The 18,632-nt window shown below is 62.9% G+C and carries 17 protein-coding genes; 12 read left to right on the plus strand and 5 right to left on the minus strand.

The window, feature by feature from the left end:
* Positions 1 to 13 precede the first annotated feature (13 nt).
* From AC0L3U_RS08560 to AC0L3U_RS08570, 3 genes are all read right to left on the minus strand, one after another.
* Positions 14 to 982: an ABC transporter permease gene (locus tag AC0L3U_RS08560; RefSeq protein WP_007593845.1), complete on the minus strand. Its 969-nt coding sequence runs from the start codon at positions 980 to 982 to the stop codon at positions 14 to 16.
* Entirely contained in the window at positions 983 to 1,963 is a 981-nt protein-coding gene (locus AC0L3U_RS08565) for an ABC transporter permease (protein ID WP_473361411.1), read from the minus strand.
* A 99-nt stretch (positions 1,964 to 2,062) separates the two neighbouring features.
* Complete coding sequence (locus AC0L3U_RS08570; RefSeq protein WP_473361412.1) at positions 2,063 to 3,661, minus strand: ABC transporter substrate-binding protein; 1,599 nt, start codon at positions 3,659 to 3,661, stop codon at positions 2,063 to 2,065.
* A 305-nt stretch (positions 3,662 to 3,966) separates the two neighbouring features.
* Here AC0L3U_RS08570 and AC0L3U_RS08575 point away from each other — a divergent pair, with 305 nt between their 5' ends.
* The 6 genes from AC0L3U_RS08575 to AC0L3U_RS08600 are packed head-to-tail and all read left to right on the plus strand — an operon-like array spanning position 3,967 to position 11,611.
* Positions 3,967 to 4,224: a DUF6489 family protein gene (locus tag AC0L3U_RS08575; RefSeq protein WP_007593837.1), complete on the plus strand. Its 258-nt coding sequence runs from the start codon at positions 3,967 to 3,969 to the stop codon at positions 4,222 to 4,224.
* A complete protein-coding gene (locus tag AC0L3U_RS08580; RefSeq protein WP_473361413.1) occupies positions 4,224 to 5,024 on the plus strand; it encodes an esterase/lipase family protein in 801 nt (266 codons plus the stop codon). The genes AC0L3U_RS08575 and AC0L3U_RS08580 overlap by 1 nt, the downstream gene beginning before the upstream one ends.
* Before the next feature lie 46 nt (positions 5,025 to 5,070).
* Positions 5,071 to 6,621 (plus strand): WS/DGAT/MGAT family O-acyltransferase, encoded by a 1,551-nt coding sequence (locus AC0L3U_RS08585; protein WP_473361414.1) that lies wholly within the window; start codon positions 5,071 to 5,073, stop codon positions 6,619 to 6,621.
* Between the two features lie 10 nt (positions 6,622 to 6,631).
* Complete coding sequence (locus AC0L3U_RS08590; protein ID WP_473361415.1) at positions 6,632 to 7,627, plus strand: alpha/beta fold hydrolase; 996 nt, start codon at positions 6,632 to 6,634, stop codon at positions 7,625 to 7,627.
* A gap of 45 nt (positions 7,628 to 7,672) precedes the next feature.
* Entirely contained in the window at positions 7,673 to 10,906 is a 3,234-nt protein-coding gene (locus AC0L3U_RS08595; protein ID WP_473361416.1) for a bifunctional cytochrome P450/NADPH--P450 reductase, read from the plus strand.
* Between the two features lie 30 nt (positions 10,907 to 10,936).
* Positions 10,937 to 11,611 (plus strand): spermidine synthase, encoded by a 675-nt coding sequence (locus AC0L3U_RS08600; RefSeq protein ID WP_473361417.1) that lies wholly within the window; start codon positions 10,937 to 10,939, stop codon positions 11,609 to 11,611.
* A gap of 109 nt (positions 11,612 to 11,720) precedes the next feature.
* On the opposite strand, the gene AC0L3U_RS08605 is transcribed toward AC0L3U_RS08600, so the two are convergent.
* Positions 11,721 to 12,185 carry a nuclear transport factor 2 family protein gene (locus AC0L3U_RS08605; RefSeq protein ID WP_473288913.1) on the minus strand — a complete coding sequence of 155 codons (465 nt, stop codon included), beginning with the start codon at positions 12,183 to 12,185 and terminating at the stop codon, positions 11,721 to 11,723.
* A 145-nt stretch (positions 12,186 to 12,330) separates the two neighbouring features.
* The gene (locus AC0L3U_RS08610) at positions 12,331 to 13,245 is read right to left on the minus strand and encodes an alpha/beta fold hydrolase (protein WP_473361418.1); all 915 of its coding nucleotides are present in this window, start codon (positions 13,243 to 13,245) and stop codon (positions 12,331 to 12,333) included.
* Positions 13,246 to 13,414: 169 nt separating this feature from the next.
* On the opposite strand from AC0L3U_RS08610, the gene AC0L3U_RS08615 reads away from it, so the two are divergent.
* The 6 genes from AC0L3U_RS08615 (at position 13,415) to AC0L3U_RS08640 (ending at position 18,557) form a co-directional block, all read left to right on the plus strand.
* Entirely contained in the window at positions 13,415 to 13,798 is a 384-nt protein-coding gene (locus AC0L3U_RS08615; RefSeq protein WP_473361419.1) for a hypothetical protein, read from the plus strand.
* Positions 13,795 to 14,877: a PHA/PHB synthase family protein gene (locus tag AC0L3U_RS08620; protein WP_473361420.1), complete on the plus strand. Its 1,083-nt coding sequence runs from the start codon at positions 13,795 to 13,797 to the stop codon at positions 14,875 to 14,877. Before AC0L3U_RS08615 ends, AC0L3U_RS08620 begins: the two co-directional genes overlap by 4 nt.
* Positions 14,874 to 15,467, plus strand: a complete 594-nt coding sequence (locus AC0L3U_RS08625; RefSeq protein ID WP_007593821.1) for a GNAT family N-acetyltransferase — start codon at positions 14,874 to 14,876, stop codon at positions 15,465 to 15,467. The genes AC0L3U_RS08620 and AC0L3U_RS08625 overlap by 4 nt, the downstream gene beginning before the upstream one ends.
* 203 nt (positions 15,468 to 15,670) lie before the next feature.
* Positions 15,671 to 16,126 carry a phasin gene (locus tag AC0L3U_RS08630; RefSeq protein WP_007607904.1) on the plus strand — a complete coding sequence of 152 codons (456 nt, stop codon included), beginning with the start codon at positions 15,671 to 15,673 and terminating at the stop codon, positions 16,124 to 16,126.
* A 172-nt stretch (positions 16,127 to 16,298) separates the two neighbouring features.
* Positions 16,299 to 17,585, plus strand: coding sequence for a DUF445 domain-containing protein (locus tag AC0L3U_RS08635; RefSeq protein WP_473361421.1), 1,287 nt, complete (start codon positions 16,299 to 16,301; stop codon positions 17,583 to 17,585).
* Positions 17,586 to 17,786: 201 nt separating this feature from the next.
* Positions 17,787 to 18,557 (plus strand): esterase/lipase family protein, encoded by a 771-nt coding sequence (locus AC0L3U_RS08640; RefSeq protein ID WP_473361422.1) that lies wholly within the window; start codon positions 17,787 to 17,789, stop codon positions 18,555 to 18,557.
* Positions 18,558 to 18,632 lie beyond the last annotated feature (75 nt).

Genomic DNA, 18,632 nt, shown 5'->3' on the forward strand with positions numbered 1-18,632 from the left:
GAACGCTGCATACTCATCGGAGTTTCGGGTTAAGCGCGTCACGCAGCCAGTCGCCGAGCAGATTGATCGACAGGATCAGCGCCGCGAGTGCGATTCCAGGGAAGGCGACGATCCACCATTCGCCCGCGAACAGATAGTTATTGCCGATGCGGATCAGCGTGCCCAGCGATGGCATGGTCTCGGGCATCCCCGAGCCGAGGAACGACAGCGTCGCCTCGGTGATGATAGCGAGCGCGAGATTGATGGTGGCGATGACGAGAATCGGCCCCATCGTGTTCGGCAGCACATGGCGCAACATGATCACCGGGGCGGGCAGGCCAATGAGCTGGGCGGCGGCGACATAGTCCTTGTTCTTCTCGACCATGACGGAGCCGCGTACTGTGCGGGCATATTGCACCCAAAAGCTCAACCCGATCGCGAAGACCAGGACAGCCAGCATACTCATCTCGTCGAGCTTGTTGCCGAAGACCGATTTGGCGATGCCGTTGATCAGCAGCGCGATCAGGATCGCCGGGAATGAAAGCTGCACGTCGGCGATGCGCATGATCAGCCCGTCGACGGCACCGCCGAAATAGCCGGCTGTCAGCCCGAGCAGGATGCCGATCGCGCCGGAGAAGACGACGCCGAGCACGCCGACGAGAAGCGAGATGCGCATGCCGTAAAGGATCGCGGACAACACGTCCCGACCTTGTTCGTCGGTGCCGAGCAGGAACGGGCTCTGGCCGTCGGAGGTCCATAATGGCGAGATGCGCGAGTTCATCAGCTGGAGCTGTGCCGGGTCAAAGGGATTCTGGACCGACAGGACCGAGGCGAGGATCGCGACCAGGAAGAACAGCAGCGTCACCGCCGCTGCGACCATGGTGATCTTGGAGCGACGAAATGAATAGAACAGGTCGCTGTCGAGCGCGCGTTTGAACCAACCCGGCGCGTCGGCGCGCGGGCCGCGTTCTTCAACCTTGTGCGGGACGACGGCTTCGCTCATTCAATGTGCCCGGCTGATCGTCGAACGCAGCCGCGGATCGACGATGGTGTAGAGGATATCAACCACGAGATTGATGGTGACGAAGATCAGGGACACCATCATCAGATAGGCAGCCATGATCGGGATATCGACATTCTGCACGGCCTGCACGAACAGCAACCCCATGCCGGGCCACTGGAATACGGTCTCGGTGATGATCGCAAATGCAATTACCGAGCCAAATTGCAGGCCGGCCACCGTGATGACCGGGATCAGCGTGTTGCGCAGCGCATGACCGTAATGGATGGCGCGCGTGGTGAGGCCGCGGGCACGGGCGAAGCGAATGTAGTCGGTGCGCATGACTTCGAGCATCTCGGTGCGGACCAGCCGCATGATCAGCGTCATCTGGAACAAGCCCAGCGTGATCGAGGGCATGATCAGCGCCTTCAGTCCGGACAGCGTCAGCAGACCTGTCGTCCACCAGCCGATATGCACGACGTCGCCGCGCCCGAACGAGGGCAGCCAGCCGAGCGTCACCGAGAACAGGTAGATCATGAGAATGCCGATCAGGAAGGTCGGCAGCGAGATGCCGATCAGCGAGATCGCCTGGAACGCGTGTGTCAGCCAGCTATCGCGGCGTAGCGCCGAATAGACACCCGTCAGGATGCCACAGAGCATCGCGAAGATGGTGGCGCAGATCGCGAGCTCCAGGGTCGCGGGCATCCGCTCCATCAGAAGATTGGCGACAGGCAGACGGAACTGGTAGGAGACGCCGAACTTGAACTGCGCAGCGTTGCCGATATATCGGCCGAACTGCACGATCACGGGATCGTCGAGGCCGAGCGATTTGCGGATCGCGGCGCGTTCGGCGCCGGACGTGTCCATCCCGACCATCTGGTTCACAGGATCGCCGGCGAAACGAAACATCGAAAAGGAGATGATCCCGACGGCGATCATGACACCAATGGCCTGAATAGCCCGGCGCAGTGTGAAAGCGAGCATCTGTTCCTTTCACATTTCTTCAGTAGCGCATCATTGCGTTAGCCCGAAATAGCAAGTCCCGGAAGCCAGGGCTTCCGGGACTTCACAACTTGTCGACACCTACTCGTCCTGCTTGGTCGCCCAGTAGAGCAGGACCTGGTTGTCCGCGCGCTGGGTCAGCTTGACCTTCTTGGACACGCCCCAGGCCAGCGCCTGCTGATGCAGCGGCACGTAGGCCCAGTCCTTCATCGAGATCTCCCAAGCCTGCTTGATCAGCAAATCGCGCTTGGCCGTATCGAGTTCCAGGAGAACCTTGTCCGCGAGTTCGTCGAATTGCTTGTTGCAGTAACCAGCGAGATTGGCTTCGCCGCGGTTGGGATCCTTGGGATCATCGCGGCAACCCATGATGTCGTGCAGGACGTTATGGGAGTCCAGCGTGTCGGGGGTCCAGCCCAGCATGAAGAACGACGTCTTGTAGCCGCCGGGCTTCAGAACCTTGGCGAAATACTGGGCCTTGGGTTGCGCCAGCAGCTCCACTTTGAGGCCGATGCGGGCGAGCATGCCGACGACGGCCTGACAGATCGCGGCGTCATTGACGTAGCGATCGTTGGGGCAGTCCATCGTGACTTCGAAACCCTCGGGGTAGCCGGCGTCAGCCAGAAGCTTCTTGGCGGCGTCGGGATCGAGCTTCGGCCGGGTGAAATCCTTCGCGGCAAAGATCTCTGGTGCGACCATCAATGCGGACGGCGTGGACAGTCCGCGCATGACGCGATTCTTGATCAGGTCGATGTCGATTGCCCGGTAGACGGCTTCGCGGACGCGGACGTCCTTGAACGGATTCTTGCCCTTGACGTTGGAGTACAAGAGCTCGTCACGCGCCTGATCCATGCCGACAAAGATGGTGCGGAGTTCAGGTCCCGTCAGCACGGTGGCGTTCGGACTAGCTTTCACGCGCTCGATGTCCTGGACCGGAACCGGCTCGATCACGTCGACTTCGCCGGACAACAGCGCCGCAACACGCGTGGCGGGGTTGGCGATCGGCGTGAAGACGATCTCCTTCAGATTATGCTCCGGCTTACGCCACCAGTTCGGATTGGCCTTGAAGACGGTCTTCACGCCCGGTTGATGGCTCTCGATGGTGAAGGGTCCGGTGCCGTTTTCATGGAGCGAGGCGTAGCTCGGGGTCGTCGCGGCTGCGGGCGTCGGTGCCACCGCATCGTTCGCCTCTGCCCATTTCTTGTCCATGATGTACCAGGTCGCCCACAGCGCCGTCAGAATGGGATTGGGCGAGGTCAGGATGAAATCGACGGTGTAATCGTCGATCTTGACCACCTTGGCATCGGCGGGAACGCGGCTCTGGAAATTCGAACCTTTCGCCCGCACTCGTTCGGCCGAGAACACCACGTCGTCCGCGGTGAAGGGGTCACCGTTGTGGAATTTGACGTCCTTGCGCAGGTGAAAGCGCCAGCGTGTCGGCTCCGGCGTCTCCCAGCTTTCGGCGAGTGCCGGGACGATCTTCAGGTCCTTGCCGCGCGCAACCAGGCCCTCATAGACATGACCGAGATGCGCACTGGTGGTCGACTCGTTCAGCGTGTACGGGTCGAGCGACTTGAGTTCACCCTGGTTGGCATAGCGCAGCGTCTGGCTCGACGCCGGCGAAACCGCCAACGCAAGCATACTGGCGAGCATCGCCGCAAACAGACTTCGTCCGACTGACATTCTTGACCTCTCCACTCGCCCGCACCGTCATTTTTGATTGTTCGGCGGGGCTGATCGAACCATGTTGCCCAGAGTTCTCGACCCGTGCAAGCGCCATTCCAGCAAGGAACGCGCCAAGTTGCACCGCTGTGCAGCAATGCTGACCGGCATTGACGGGTGGATGGGCGCGGACGCGGCCGATTTTGATTGACCATATGCGCCGATCGCGGAAGCCGAAGCGCCGCGACCGGCCTCAGGTCGCTTGCGTTGCACACCGTCTCGCGGCGATACTGCGGCCGGGCGCTCGAATCTCATCTGGAGGGGACATGAAGGTTAATATCGAAATCGACTGCACCCCCCTCGAGGCCCGCCAGTTCATCGGATTGCCCGATTTGGCACCGATGCAGACGGCGGTGATGGACAAGCTGCAGCAGCAGGTCTTGAGCAACATCGACAAGGTCTCGCCGGAGTCGCTGATCCAGAGCTGGTTCACCTTCGATCCCAAGCTTGCCGAGCGGTTTCAGGACATGTTCGTCACCATGGCCGGCCTCGGCGGCACGCGCAGCGGCGACAAGAAGAAATAATGCCGCCCGGTCCCGACGGGCCGCAGACCCCAGGCCGGCTTCGTCCGCCCGGCCTTGCTTTGCTGCTCGCCGAAGCCCGTGGGTTGCTCGAACTCAATGCCAGCCTGCTGCTGTCGCCGGTCCTGATGCGGGCGCCCAAAGGCGATGGCCATCCGGTACTGGCGCTGCCTGGCTTCCTCGCCAGCGACCTTTCGATGGCGCCGATGCGGCGCTATCTCAGCGAGCTCGGCTATGAGGCACATGCCTGGCGGATGGGCCGTAATTTCGGCGGGTTCGCACGGATGCGGGATTCATTGCGCGCCCGTCTCGCCGAAATCCATGCTGCGAGCGGACGCAAGGTCAGCTTGGTGGGCTGGAGCCTCGGCGGTGTCTATGCACGCGATCTCGCGCTGCAGGCGCCCGACTTGGTTCGCAATGTCATCACGCTCGGCAGCCCTTTTGCCAATGACATAAGAGCGACCAATGCGACGCGGCTCTACGAGATGATGTCCGGCGAGCGTGTCGGGGATTTCGCCGAGCTGCGCGCGGCGATCGCCGCCGATCTTCCGGTGCCGACGACGTCGATCTATTCGCGCGCCGACGGCATCGTGAATTGGCGAACCTGCCTGCTGCGTCCCTCCGACCGCGCCGAGAACATCGAGGTGCACCTGGCGAGCCATATCGGGCTTGGGGTGAATCCCGCAGCGCTGTGGGCCGTGGCGGACCGCCTTGCGCAACCGGAGGGGGAGTTCTGGCCATTTGACAGGGCAGGGCCGTTTGCCATTGCATATGCCCCGCCGGAACAGGCAGTATCGGCCTGACGAGAAGCGCCGCCTAAGGCGCCCGTCAAATACTCGGGAGGGAACTATGGCTGACGGTAAGAAACTGTCGTCGCTGGACGCGTCGTTTCTCTATCTGGAAACGCCGGAAATGCCGATGCATGTCGGGAGCATGGCGATCTTTCGCCTGCCGGACGACTACAAGGGCGACTTCTTCGAAGATTTCAAGGCGATGATCGTCTCGCGCCTGCACATCGCGCCAATCCTCAAGGCGCGACTGGAGAAGGCGCCGCTCGACATCGATCATCCCTCCTGGGTCGAGGACGATCAGTTCGACATCGACCGTCACATCTTCCGCGCCAGCCTGCCGCAGCCGCGCGACCGCGCCACGCTCGAACGCATCGTGGGCTGGATGCACGCCAAGCTCTTGAACCGCGCCCGCCCGCTCTGGGAGTTCTACGTGTTCGAGGGCATGAAGGACAATGAGGTCGGGCTCTATTCGAAGATGCATCATGCCGCCATCGACGGCGGCGCGGGTGCGGCGCTGACCAACATGATCTACGATATCTCGCCGATCCCGCGGAAGGTCGATGCGCCGACCGCGGGAGCGAAGCCCGGGCAGGAGCCGCGCGACATCGCAGCGAACCTGGTCGATTCCTACCAGCAGCTTTTCACCCAGCCGCTCGATGCATCGGCGGCCGCGAAGAACCTGCAGCTGCCGCGCACCGGCAAGAGCGACATCGGCTCGATCCTGTTCGACAATGCGATGTACCAGATCGAGAGTGCGGTGCGCTTTGCCGGCAACATCCCGACCATGGTCAAGAGCGTCTCGGACGTGCTCGGCAAGATATCCGATCCAAAATCGCGCGAGAGCCTCGCCAGCATGGTGTCGCCGCCGACCATGCTGAACAAATCGATCTCGTCCGAGCGCAGCTTCGCCGGGGTCTCGATTTCGCTGTCGCGATCCAAGGCGCTGGCCAAGCAGGCCGGCGGCAAGCTCAACGACGTCGTGCTGGCGCTCGCCTCCGGCGTGGTCCGGCGCTACCTCCAGCAACACGGAACGCTGCCGGCAAAGTCCCTGACCGCTGCCGTGCCGATCTCGCTGCGCGAAGAAGGCAACACCGAAGCCAACAACCAGGTGTTCGGCATGATCTGCTCGATCGCGACCAACATCGACGATCCCAAGGCACGCCTGGAAGCCATTATCGCGCAATCGACCAAGTCCAAGGAGATGTCGCATCCGCTGCGGGCACTGATGCCGCAGATCTCCAATATCTCGATGCTGGGCGCGCCGATCGTCGTGCAGATCATGGCGCTGCTCTACAGCCGCTCCGATTTGTCGAATGTGCTGCCGCCGGCTGCGAACATCACGGTGTCCAACGTGCCGGGGCCGCGGCAGACGCTCTACGCCGCGGGCGCGGAGCTGTTGCACATCTTCCCGGTGTCGATCTCGACGCACGGACAGGCGCTCAACATCACCGTGCAGAGCTATCGCGACCAGCTCGATTTCGGCTTCATCGTCGGCGCCAATATCATTCCGCACGTGCAGGTGATGTGCGACATGCTGCCGGAAGAATTCGCCGCGCTGGAGGCGGCCTATGCGCCGCCCGCTGCGGACATCAAGGGCGCCGCTGAGTAGGAATGTTCCGATGATTGAAATGCCGCCGCTCAAGTTCGTGCAGACGAACGGAATCCGCATGGGCTATTACGAGGCGGGCCCGGTCACAGACGAGCCGCCGATGGTGCTGTGCCATGGCTGGCCCGAACTCGCATTTTCCTGGCGCCATCAGATCAAGGCGCTGAGCGAGGCCGGCATCCGGGTGATTGCGCCGGACCAGCGCGGCTACGGCGCGACCGACCGGCCAGAGCCGGTCGAGGACTACGACATGGAGCATTTGACCGGCGATCTGGTCGGGCTGCTCGATCATCTCGGGATCGACAAGGCGATCTTCGTCGGCCACGACTGGGGCGGATTCGTCGTCTGGCAGATGCCGCTGCGGCATCCTTCGCGGGTTGCCGGTGTGGTCGGCGTCAACACGCCGCATTGGGACCGCGCGCCGATCGATCCGATCGCGCTGTTCCGCCAGCGCTTCGGCGATCAGATGTACATCGTCCAGTTTCAGGATCCCGCGCGTGAGCCGGACAGGATCTTCGGCAGCCGCGTCGAGCAGACGTTCGACGCGTTCATGCGCAAGCCGCTGGTGCGGCCGGCGGAGAAACCGGAGGAGCCGCCGATCGCGGGTGTCGGCGCCTCGTCGAAGACCAATCTGGCATTCCCGCAGATGATCGCAGCCTACGATGCGAAGCACGATCCGCGCACGCCGATCCTGTCGGCCGACGAGAAGAAGGTGTTCGTCGATACGTTTACGAAAACCGGCTTCACCGGTGGCATCAACTGGTATCGCAACTTCACTCGCAATTGGGAGCGCGCGAAAGGCCTGGACCATCACGTGTACGTGCCGTCATTGATGATCATGGCCGAGAACGATGCCGTGCTGCCGCCGTCGGCGGCCGACGGCATGGAGACGTTGATATCTGATCTGGAGAAGTATCTGGTGAAGGACAGCGGCCATTGGACGCAGCAGGAGAAGCCGGAGGAGGTCAGCGCTAAGCTGATCGAATGGCGTAGAAGGCGGTTTGGCTAGCTCGCAACGACGGCGTTGAATACCGAGGCAGGGGAAGCACTTTTAATGTCATCGAAGAACCGTCTGGACCCGATCCCGCAGCCGCCGACCAAGCCGGTGGTCGGCAACATGCTGTCGCTGGATTCGGCCGCACCGGTGCAGCATCTGACCCGGCTTGCCAAGGAGCTGGGGCCGATCTTCTGGCTCGACATGATGGGCTCGCCGATCGTGGTCGTCTCCGGCCACGATCTCGTCGACGAGCTCTCGGACGAGAAGCGCTTCGACAAGACGGTGCGCGGCGCACTGCGGCGGGTGCGCGCGGTCGGTGGCGACGGCCTGTTCACGGCCGACACCAGGGAGCCGAACTGGAGCAAGGCGCACAACATCCTGCTCCAGCCCTTCGGCAACCGCGCCATGCAGTCCTATCACCCGAGCATGGTCGAGATTGCCGAGCAGCTCGTTGGCAAATGGGAACGGCTCAACGCCGACGACGAGATCGACGTCGTCCACGACATGACGGCACTGACGTTGGATACGATCGGGCTGTGCGGCTTCGACTACCGCTTCAATTCGTTCTACCGGCGTGATTACCATCCTTTCGTCGAGTCGCTGGTGCGCTCGCTCGAAACCATCATGATGACGCGCGGCCTGCCGTTCGAGCAGCTCTGGATGCAGAAGCGGCGCAAGACGATGGCTGAAGACGTCGACTTCATGAACAAGATGGTCGACGAGATCATTGCCGAGCGCCGCAAGGGAGGCGAGGCGACCGACGACAAGAAGGATATGCTTGCGGCGATGATGACGGGCGTCGATCGCTCGACCGGCGAACAGCTCGACGACGTCAACATCCGCTATCAGATCAATACGTTCCTGATCGCAGGCCACGAGACCACCAGCGGCCTGTTGTCGTGCGCGCTCTATGCGCTGCTCAAGCACCCCGACATTCTCAAGAAGGCCTATGACGAGGTCGACCGCGTGTTCGGTCCCGACGCCAATGTTCGGCCAACTTATCAGCAGGTGACGCAGCTCACCTACATCACGCAGATCCTGAAGGAGGCGCTGCGGCTATGGCCGCCGGCGCCGGCCTATGGCATCTCGCCGCTGAACGACGAGACCATCGGCGCCGGCAAGTACAAGCTCAGGAAGGGTACGTTCACCACCATCCTGGTGACCGCGCTGCATCGCGATCCCTCGGTCTGGGGTCCGAACCCGGACGCGTTCGATCCGGAGAATTTCAGCCGGGAGGCGGAAGCCAAACGGCCGATCAATGCCTGGAAGCCGTTCGGCAACGGTCAGCGCGCCTGCATCGGCCGCGGCTTCGCCATGCACGAGGCGGCGCTCGCGCTCGGCATGATCCTCCAGCGCTTCAAGTTGATCGACCACCAGCGCTACCAGATGCATCTGAAGGAAACGCTGACGATGAAGCCGGAAGGCTTCAAGATCAAGGTCCGTCCGCGCGCCGATCGCGAGCGCGGTGCCTATGGCGGACCTGTGGCGGTGTCGTCGACGCCGAAGGCCCCGCGTCAGCCCACCGCGCGTCCCGGCCACAACACGCCAATGCTGGTGCTCTACGGCTCCAATCTCGGCACCGCCGAGGAGCTGGCGACTCGGATGGCCGATCTTGCCGAGATCAACGGCTTTGCCGTGCATCTGGGGCCGCTCGACGATTACGTCGGCAAGCTGCCGCGGGAGGGCGGTGTGCTGATCATCTGCGCCTCCTATAACGGCGCGCCGCCGGACAATGCGACGCAATTCGTCAAATGGCTCGGCGACGAGCTGCCGAAGGATGCGTTTGCCAATGTGCGCTACGCCGTGTTCGGCTGCGGCAATAGTGACTGGGCCGCGACCTACCAGTCGGTGCCGCGCTTCATCGATGAGCAGTTGTCGAAGCATGGCGCGCGCGCGGTCTATCCGCGCGGCGAAGGCGATGCGCGCAGCGATCTCGACGGCCAGTTCCAGAAATGGTTCCCGGCGGCCGCCCAGGTCGCGACCAAGGAATTCGGCATCGACTGGAATTTCACCCGTACCGCGGAGGACGATCCGCTCTACGCGATCGAGCCGGTCGCGGTGACCGCCGTCAACACCATCGTCGCCCAGGGCGGCGCGGTGGCCATGAAGGTGCTGGTCAATGACGAGCTTCAGAACAAGGCCGGTTCCAATCCGTCGGAGCGTTCGACGCGCCACATCGAGGTGCAGCTGCCGTCCAACATCAATTACCGCGTCGGCGATCATCTGAGCGTGGTCCCGCGCAACGATCCGACGCTGGTGGATTCGGTTGCCCGTCGCTTCGGCTTCCTGCCGGCCGACCAGATCAGGCTTCAGGTCGCCGAAGGCCGCCGCGCGCAATTGCCGGTCGGCGATGCCGTGTCGGTCGGCCGTCTGCTCAGCGAGTTCGTCGAGCTCCAGCAAGTAGCGACACGGAAGCAGATCCAGATCATGACCGAGCACACGCGTTGTCCGGTCACGAAACCAAAACTGCTGGCCTTCGTTGGCGAGGAGCCCGAGCCACTCGAGCGCTATCGCTGCGAGATTCTGGCGCGACGAAAATCGGTGTTCGATCTGCTGCTCGAATATCCGGCCTGCGAACTGCCGTTCCACGTCTATCTGGAAATGCTCTCGCTGCTGGCGCCGCGTTATTATTCGATCTCGTCTTCGCCGTCGGTCGACCCGGTTCGTTGCAGCGTCACGGTCGGCGTGGTTGAAGGGCCGGCCGCCTCGGGCCGCGGCACCTACAAGGGTATTTGCTCGAACTATCTCGCCAATCGACGCGCGGGCGACGTGATCCATGCCACCGTGCGTGAGACCAAGGCCGGCTTCCGGCTCCCGGACGATCCATCCGTGCCGATCGTCATGATCGGCCCGGGCACGGGACTGGCGCCGTTCCGCGGCTTCCTCCAGGAGCGCGCTGCGCGCAAGGCCAAGGGCGCCGCGCTCGGCCCGGCCATGCTGCTTTTCGGCTGCCGGCATCCCGATCAGGATTTTCTCTACGCGGACGAGCTGAAGGCGCTGGCGGCAAGCGGCATCACCGAGCTGTTCACGGCGTTCTCACGAGCGGAAGGCCCGAAGACCTATGTGCAGCACGTCCTCGCCGCGCAGAAGGACAAGGTCTGGCCGCTGATCGAGCAGGGCGCAATCGTCTATGTCTGTGGCGACGGCAGCAAGATGGAGCCCGACGTGAAGGCGGCGCTGGTCGCGATCCATCGCGAGAAGAGCGGCAGCGATGCCGCGACGGCCGCGCGCTGGATCGAGGAGATGGGCGCCAAGAACAGGTATGTGTTGGACGTGTGGGCAGGTGGGTAATTGTTCGTTCGATCGTGCTAAAGCTCTCGCATGATTCCCTGGGAAAAGATCGACACCGCCAAAATCCCCGGCTCCGATGAAGAGCTTCGCCTGATGCGGCGAGGCAAGGAGTTCTCCATCAAGCTCGGCACCAACGAGCTGATGAACAACCGCCTGTCGGGCTCGGAAGCCGCGCTCGCCACACTCGCGGCGAAGCAGATCGAGACCGTCGCAAAACCTGTCGTCCTTATCGGGGGCCTGGGCATGGGTTTTACGCTGCGTGCGGCGCTGACCGTGCTCGGAAGCAAGGCGAAGATTGTGGTCTGCGAGCTCGTGCCGGCGGTGGTCGCCTGGGCGCGGGGCCCGATGGCGGCGGTGTTCGGTGACAGTCTCGATGACTCCAGGGTGAGCATACGGGAAACCGACGTTGGCGAAATCATCCGGGCGCAGCGGTCGGCATTCGATGCCATTCTCCTCGACGTCGACAACGGGCCGGAAGGGCTGACCCGGAAGGGCAATGATGCGCTCTACAATGCGAGCGGACTCAAGGCAGCGAAGACGGCGCTGCGGCCGGGAGGCGTGCTCGCGGTCTGGTCCTCGGGACCCAACCCGGCCTTCACCAAGCGGCTCGGGAGTGCTGGCTTCGACGTCAACGAAGTCAACATTCGCGCCACCGGAAGAGGCGGTGGCGCGCGCCACGTGATCTGGCTGGCCAGGAAGAGCTAGGCCGCCTGCCCAGCTATTTGTAGCCCGGATGAGCGCAGCGAAATCCGGGACGGTCGATCCGCGCAAGAACCCGGATTGCGCTGCGCTCCATCCGGGCTACGGCTCCGAGCTAGAACATCGTGTTGTTGTTCGCCGGATTTTCCGGGATCGGTTGCACGACGTCCCAGTGTTCGACCACCTTGCCGTTCTCCAGCTTGAAGATGTCGACGATCGCGTTGCCCCTGCTGCCGGGCTCGCGAACCGCGTGAACGTGCAGGATGACGTAGTCGCCATCCACGAAGCTGCGCTTGATCTCGCTGTGCGAGTTCGGGAATTTGTCCCGGAGGAAGCCGATGAACTTTCGGAAGCCGTCCGGACCATCGGCCGCATTAGGATTGTGCTGGACGTAGCGGTCGCCGACATGGGCGAGGGCTGCATCGGCGTCCTTTTGGTTGAGCCCCTTCTCATAGAACGCAAGCACAGTTTTGCGATTGGCTTCTTCTTGCGCGCTACCCGCCATCGCGGCGCCGCTAGCGAGGGACAGCGTGAGGACTGAAGCAGCCACGATTGCGGCCGACCGGACGATGAGATGCATGTGAACTCCGAGAGGCCGCGGCCTCTTTGTTGGCGAGTGAGGGTCTCGGCGATTGAAGGAGGCCTGTATAGCTTTCGTTCCGGCTTGCGTTAAGAGAGTAACCGGCAGCTCACATGGTCACCGTGAGGAGACCTTCTGCGTCGGTTTACGCCGCACGCGCCGCCGCGCCATGTGCGTGCTGGGCGATGGCGCCGATGATCTCCGGCCAGAACCGCATCGGCAGCGCGTGGCCCATGCCTTCGATCATCAGCAGCTTTGCGCCAGGAATTGACTCTGCCGTGTCCCTGCCGCCCTCGGGGCGGACCAGCGGATCAACGGTGCCATGGATGACCAGCGTCGGTGTCTTGACGCCGTACAGTCGCTCCTTGCGGCTGCCGGAGGCGAGCACCGCCCGGAGCTGCCGGCCGACGCCGGCCGGATTGAGCCCGCGCGCGAACACGCGCTCGGCACGACCGGGATCGAGCGCCTCTTCCTCCGGAAAGGACCCGGCCCGCAACACGTTCCAGGTCTGGCCGTAGCGGACGATGAACTCCTCCTTGCTGCGCGGTGGCGGCGCCATCAGCATCGCGGCGGCCTCACGTGTCGGCGGCGGCACGCGCGGATTGCCGGTCGTCGACATGATCGAGGTGAGCGAGCGCACGCGCTCGGGAAACGACAACGTCACTTCCTGCGCAATCATGCCGCCCATGGACGCCCCGACCAGATGCGCCGACTTGATGCCGAGTGCGTCCATCAGCCCGACAGTGTCTTTCGCCATGTCGATCAGCTTGTAGGTTGCGGCCACGGGAATCCTGAGGAAGCGAAGCTTCAACAGCTCGAGCGGCGTCAGACGCTTGCCGCCGGTGAGATGGCTCGACTTTCCGATGTCGCGATTGTCGAACCGAACGACGCGAAAGCCCTGCGCTGCGAGCTGCTCGCAGAACGCATCGTCCCAGTGGATCATCTGGGCGCCTAACCCCATGATCAGCAGCAGCGGCTCGGCACTGTCATTGCCGAAAGTTTCGTAACAGATGTCGATGCCGTTGGTGTGGACGGTTTGCGGCGGCTGATAGGCGTTCACGGCTGCGTTCCCTCGGCTTTGATCAATACTGTATCGCACGGTTTCCCCTCGCAATGAAGCCGCGTCCGCGACTCCGGACCCGCTGCTTGCCGGTTGACCGGCACCGCGCAACGGTGTGGTATGGCGAAAAAGGAAGGGCATCGAAGCTCTCGAGTTCAGGAGGACGCCGATGACCGACAAGAGCAACGACCCCATTGCCATGTGGCAGAAGATGGTTGGCGAGATGGAGAAGGGGTTCAATTCCTTCGCCAATCAGGCCATGTCGTCGCCCGAGTTTTCGCAAGCCGTGAACCGGGCCGGCGGCGTTGCTGCAGGTGCTCAGAAGCAGCTCGGCGAGCTCATGGAGAAATATCTGGTCTCCATGAATCTACCGAGCCGGGACCAGGTCACCGGCCTTGCGGAACGGCTGCAGTCCATCGAAGGACAGATCGGTGAGATCAAGTCGATGCTGAGCCAGATGGCGGCGAGTTCCGGCATTTCTCAGGGCTCCGATACTGCATTGCGCCCGCCGCGCACCAAGCGCCCGCCATCTGAAGGCGGAGAGCAGACATGAATGCACCCGCCGGATTAGACTTCGCAGGAATCCCGGAGCGCATCCAGTCCGAGGTGCAGCGCGCCATCCAGCGCAGCATCAAGGGCGTCGAATATTTCTCGACGTCCGGCCCCACGCTCGGCTCGACCCCGAAGGACGTGCTGCATTCGCGCGGCACGATGAGCCTCTACCACTATCGTCCGATGTCCGACGAGATCTATCGAATTCCGATCTTGATCGTGATGGCGACCACCAACCGCGGTTACATTCTCGACCTCGTGCCCGGCCAGAGTTTCATCGAGTTCCTGTTGAAGCGCGGTTACGACGTCTACATGCTCGACTGGAGCGCGCCGCGGCCGGAGGAGAAGAGCCTCCGCATGGAGGACTATGTCCTCGACTTCATTCCGGATTGCATCCGCCGCGTACGGCAGGATTCCGGCGAACAGGACGTCTCCGTCATCGGCTATTGCTTCGGCGGCGTGCTGTCGCTGCTCTACGGCTCGATCCACAGGGACGGGCCGATGAAGAATTTGATCTGCTTCACCACGCCGATCGACTTTCGCGAGATGAAACTGTTCTCGAACTTCTCCGACCGTCGCTATTTCGACGTCGATCGCCTCGTCGACAGCGTCGGCAACGTGCCGCCCGAGATGATCCTGTCGTCGTTCGAGATGCTGCGCCCGGCCTCGCGCACCGTCAGCCAGATCCAGCTCTGGGAAAACATCTGGAATGACGAGTTCGTCAAATCCTACCGGATGTTCGACCGCTGGGCGACCGACACGCTGCCGCTGGCCGGCGAATATTTCCGCACCATCACCAAGGACCTGATGTGGGACAACAAGCTGTTCAACGACACCATGTCGGTCGGCGGCCGTGCGGCGAAGCTCGAGGACATCAAGGTGCCGTTCCTGCATGCGGTGGCGGAACACGACCACATCGTGCCGTATGAGGCGGCAAAGCACCTGATCGCCAAGATCGGATCCGAGGACAAGGAGGAGGTGATGCTGAAGGGCGGTCACGTCTCGCTCGTCGCCGGCGCCAATGCGGTGAAGCGGCTATGGCCGAAACTGGATTCCTGGCTGGGGAAGAGATCGACATGAGTGAGCAGCGTTCCTATCCGCGTCATGTGAAGACGGACGCGGGCGATATCGAGATCCGCCTGATGTCGCCTGCGGACGAAGCCGCGGTGCTCGCCTTCGGCAAGGGCCTGCCGACCCACGACCTGTTGTTCCTGCCGCGCAACATCAGTGAGCCGAAGGTGCTCTCCGCCTGGGTCAAGGAGATTGAGCGCGGCGCGATCACGAGCCTGCTCGCGGTCAGGGGCGGCACGGTCGTCGGTTGCGGCACGCTGGTGCGTGACCCGCACTCCTGGTCGCCCCATGTCGGCGAGATCCGGATGGTGGTTTCGCTCGACGTGCGCGGGAAGGGGGTGGGACGGACGCTGTCGCAGGAGACCTTCGCACTCGCGCTCGGAGCCGGCCTCGAGAAGCTCTCGGTTCAGATGACAGTCGATCAGCAGGCGGCGATCACGCTGTTCGAGAGCCTTGGCTTCAAGGCAGAGGCACTGCTGCGCGACCATGTTCGGGACGTCGACGGCAAGACCCACGATATCGTCGTGCTCGGTCATAACATCGCGCAGGTCCAGGCCCAGATGGAGGCCTATGGACTGCCGGGCGCCGTCCAGCACTGAGAACCTCTGGACGGGTGTCGGGGAACCCGGATGGTGAGCGAGGCGCCAGATTGCCTCTCGTTAAGGCTGTTCACGGTTTCGTGATATCGCACTGCAATATGGATATTGCACCGCACAATTAACTATGCCATATAAGCCGTGCCCCGGGCCAAAACCGGACGGGGTGAGCCCATAGCTCAACCAATGAGGATGGAGAGACCCCAATGACCACCGAAACCAACACCGCTTTCGAAGGCTTCAAGGACGCGTTCAAGAACATCCAGAACCTGGAAGTTCCCGAGGCTGCCCGCGAGTTCGTCAAGAAGTCCGCCAATACCGCCAAGGACCGTGCTGCCGAGGTGTTCGCTGGCTCCGAGCGCGTGACCGCCGCCGTCGAGAATGCGGTGACCGAGTCCGTTACCGAAGCGGGCAAGATCAGCCGCAACATCCAGCAGGCGATCTACGAGGACGCCGAGGCGTTCTTCGCGGGCATCGACAAGCTCGCGTCCGCCAAGTCGTTCAGCGAAGCTGTCGAGATCCAGTCCGGCCTGCTCCGCTCCCGCGGCGAAGCGTTCGTCTCGCGCGCCAAGGCGACCACCGACTATTTCGGCAAGCTCGCCGCCAACGGTGCGAAGTCCGCTCAGGACAATTTTGCCAAGGTCTACAACAAGACCGCCTGATACGGCGCCCTGCGTACAAAGTGAATTTGAGGCCCGCTTCGGCGGGCCTTTTGTTTTCCGCCGCAGCCGTCATTGCGAGCCAAGCGGCGAAGCGAAGCAATCCAGTCTGCCTCCTTGGAAAGACTCTGGATTGCTTCGCTTCGCTCGCAATGACGGATAGGGTGATGCTGTGATGACTCCATCAGGCGCCTTCTCCTTCGATTCCCCCGGCGACGCAGAACGCGCGGCCGAATTGCGCCGCGTGAAAGCGCTGGCGACCATGGTGCTGGGTTCGACGCTTGTCCTGTTCGTCGTCGCGAAATGGCTGCTGCCCGTGCATCCGGTGTTCGGATTCATCGCGGCCTTCGCGGAAGCCGCGACCATCGGCGGGCTCGCTGACTGGTATGCGGTGGTCGCGCTGTTCAAGCGTCCACTCGGCCTGCCGATTCCGCACACGGCGATCATTCAGAGCAACCAGGCCCGTATTGCCGACAAGCTCGGCGAGTTCATTCAGGTGCATTTCCTCGAGGCCGGTCCGGTCAAGGCCAAGCTGAACGAGATCGATTTCGGCTCCTTCGTCGCCGACTGGCTGCGCGACCGCAAGCGTAGTGACGACCTTGCGCGCTTTGCGCTGCGCCTGCTGCCAGAGGCCGTCTCCGCGACGGAAAGCTCGGGCCTGATGACCTTCATCCTTCGCCGCATGTCATCGCAGCTCCAGGCGATCGACCTCGCGCCGCTCGCGGCCGGCACGTTGCGCGGTTTCGTTGCCGAGGGACGCCACCAGATCTTGTTCGACGATCTCCTGCGCGTGATGCACGAGACGCTGAACCAGACCGAGACGATGGCGATGATCCGCGAGAAGGTGCGCGCGGAGTTGCCGACCCTGCTCAGGCTCTACCGGGCCGACAAATTTCTGGTCAACAAGATCGTGGCCTCCGCCACCGCTTTCTTCAATGAGGTGCGCAGCGATCCCAAGCATCCGTTCCGCGGTGAGTTCGACCGCATGGTGCTGAGCTTCGTCGACCGGCTCGGCACCGACCAGGCCTATATCGACCGCATCGACGGCTTGAAGCGCGATCTGCTCGCGCGTCCCGAACTCGCCGATCTCGCCCGTACCGTCTGGGACAACACGCGGTCCTTCATCGAACGTAGTGCAAGCGGCGAGACGCAGGTGCTGCAGCATCATCTCGCCGGAATGTGTGTCGCGGCGGGCGAAGCGCTTGCCGGCGATGCCGAGCTGCGCGGCGAGATCAACAAGGGCCTGGTCGCGGTGCTGCGCAGTTTCGTCGCGGACCAGAAGAGCGGCGTTTCGACCTTCATTTCCGACCAGGTCAAATCGTGGGACATGGCGCAGCTGATTTCGCTGATCGAAATCAACATTGGCCGCGACCTGCAATACATCCGATTCAACGGTTCGCTGATCGGCGGGCTCGCGGGCCTTGCGCTTTACTCCGTAGAATTCCTGCTTCGATTGTTGTGACTTTTGCGTCACGGACGCCAGCATTAGCGCCCCGGCCTATTGTGGCCCGGTGTGTCTCCCGCTTGAATGTCGGGAACCCGCTGCCTAGCTGATTCATGTTGCGTTGCGGAACGATCAAGAAGCCGGCGTGTTGGAATCCCATACCCATTTGCCGGCAAACAACCGGTGGCCTTTTCAGCAATTCTCCCAAGGGGACCATTGATGACTGCTACTGCCCAGACGCTGAGCCCGCCGTCCCGCACCCTGATGTTCCTGGAAGGGCGAGCGATCCACGAGTTCGGCGCATTCCTTGGCGCGCTGCCGCTGCTCAGCCTCGCGCCGCGCGGTGATGGACATCCGGTGCTGGTACTGCCGGGCCTCGTGGCCTCAGACTCATCCACGCGTGCACTACGCACCTTTCTGTCCGGCAAGGGCTATGCGGTGAGCGGCTGGCGCCAGGGCCGCAATTATGGCCTGCGCGAGGGCGTGCAGCACGCGATGGTGGATCTGGTTCAGGAGCTCAGCGACAGGCATGGCCGCAAGATCAGCCTGGTCGGCTGGAGCCTCGGCGGTCTCTATGCGCGCCAGCTCGCCAAGATGATGCCCGACCGCGTACGCCAGGTGATCACGCTCGGCAGCCCCTTTGCCGGCGATCCCCATTCGACCAATGCCTGGCGCGTCTATGAGTGGGCGAGCGGGCGGAAGTCCGACGAGGTCGATCCGCAGTTCGGCGGCGATCTCGCCGTCCCGCCGCCGGTGCCGACCACGGCGATCTTCAGCCGCACCGACGGGGTCTGCGCCTGGCAGGGCTGCATGGAGAAGACGGGCACGCAGACCGAGAGCATCGAGATCGAGAGCAGCCATTGCGGCATGGGCCATCATCCCGCCGCTGTCTTCGCGGTGGCTGATCGCCTTGCGCAGAAGGAGGGCAGCTGGCGTCCCTTCGACCGCAGCGGCTGGCGCAGCGTGGTCTATCCCGATCCGCATCGGTAGTTCTTTGCCTCTCCCCGTGAGGACGGGGAGAGGCAGAAACAAGACCGTCGCACCCGTCCATTGTCGCGCCCGCAC

It is taken from the genome of Bradyrhizobium sp. Kon69, assembly GCF_055807515.1.

Excerpts from the sequence above, each read along its gene's own strand:
- AC0L3U_RS08585 (WP_473361414.1), top strand. The coding sequence starts at position 5,071 with ATGGCTGACGGTAAGAAACTGTCGTCGCTGGACGCGTCGTTTCTCTAT.
- AC0L3U_RS08570 (WP_473361412.1), bottom strand. The coding sequence starts at position 3,661 with ATGTCAGTCGGACGAAGTCTGTTTGCGGCGATGCTCGCCAGTATGCTT.
- AC0L3U_RS08560 (WP_007593845.1), bottom strand. The coding sequence starts at position 982 with ATGAGCGAAGCCGTCGTCCCGCACAAGGTTGAAGAACGCGGCCCGCGC.
- AC0L3U_RS08590 (WP_473361415.1), top strand. The coding sequence starts at position 6,632 with ATGATTGAAATGCCGCCGCTCAAGTTCGTGCAGACGAACGGAATCCGC.
- AC0L3U_RS08605 (WP_473288913.1), bottom strand. The coding sequence starts at position 12,185 with ATGCATCTCATCGTCCGGTCGGCCGCAATCGTGGCTGCTTCAGTCCTC.
- AC0L3U_RS08580 (WP_473361413.1), top strand. The coding sequence starts at position 4,224 with ATGCCGCCCGGTCCCGACGGGCCGCAGACCCCAGGCCGGCTTCGTCCG.
- AC0L3U_RS08600 (WP_473361417.1), top strand. The coding sequence starts at position 10,937 with ATGATTCCCTGGGAAAAGATCGACACCGCCAAAATCCCCGGCTCCGAT.
- AC0L3U_RS08615 (WP_473361419.1), top strand. The coding sequence starts at position 13,415 with ATGACCGACAAGAGCAACGACCCCATTGCCATGTGGCAGAAGATGGTT.
- AC0L3U_RS08625 (WP_007593821.1), top strand. The coding sequence starts at position 14,874 with ATGAGTGAGCAGCGTTCCTATCCGCGTCATGTGAAGACGGACGCGGGC.
- AC0L3U_RS08575 (WP_007593837.1), top strand. The coding sequence starts at position 3,967 with ATGAAGGTTAATATCGAAATCGACTGCACCCCCCTCGAGGCCCGCCAG.
- AC0L3U_RS08595 (WP_473361416.1), top strand. The coding sequence starts at position 7,673 with ATGTCATCGAAGAACCGTCTGGACCCGATCCCGCAGCCGCCGACCAAG.
- AC0L3U_RS08635 (WP_473361421.1), top strand. The coding sequence starts at position 16,299 with ATGACTCCATCAGGCGCCTTCTCCTTCGATTCCCCCGGCGACGCAGAA.
- AC0L3U_RS08640 (WP_473361422.1), top strand. The coding sequence starts at position 17,787 with ATGACTGCTACTGCCCAGACGCTGAGCCCGCCGTCCCGCACCCTGATG.
- AC0L3U_RS08620 (WP_473361420.1), top strand. The coding sequence starts at position 13,795 with ATGAATGCACCCGCCGGATTAGACTTCGCAGGAATCCCGGAGCGCATC.
- AC0L3U_RS08630 (WP_007607904.1), top strand. The coding sequence starts at position 15,671 with ATGACCACCGAAACCAACACCGCTTTCGAAGGCTTCAAGGACGCGTTC.
- AC0L3U_RS08565 (WP_473361411.1), bottom strand. The coding sequence starts at position 1,963 with ATGCTCGCTTTCACACTGCGCCGGGCTATTCAGGCCATTGGTGTCATG.